This is a genomic window from Caulobacter sp. 05T431, from assembly GCF_056665975.1.
In genome coordinates this window covers 1-354 of sequence record NZ_JBFTKU010000195.1, presented here as the reverse complement: position 1 = coordinate 354, position 354 = coordinate 1, and the positions used below count along the sequence as shown (strand labels likewise).

At 58.5% G+C, this 354-nt stretch carries 1 protein-coding gene; it reads right to left on the bottom strand.

Annotated features, from left to right (window positions below):
- The coding region (locus AC1U89_RS25080; protein WP_479902320.1) for an acetoacetate decarboxylase family protein at positions 1-354 on the bottom strand (354 nt) is incomplete at both ends.

The following is a 354-nucleotide window of genomic DNA, read 5'->3' as shown; positions in this document are numbered from 1 at the left end:
GTGGAGTTCCCGGTAGCGGTTCACTGTCGAGCCGAGCTTGAAGACGACCAGTTCGCGGTCTTTGAGCGTGAACCCGTTAGCGCCGAAGTGGCCACGGAGTTCAAAGTAGAACTCCTCCTGGAAGGGCTGGGCTCCCTGTTCCGGTCCCATTTCGGCTTGGAACTCCATGATCCGGTGGTTCTTGCGTTCGACGAACGCGAACAGGGTGTCGCCGTCGTCGAACGAATCGATCGTTCCCAGCTTCTTCGGCATGCCCCAGAGCTCGCGTCCGGTCTCGAGGTTGACTTCCTCGGTCTCCAAAACGCTGAGGTAGTAGATTCCTTCGGCGTCACCGAACTTGGCGTTGATGTGGAT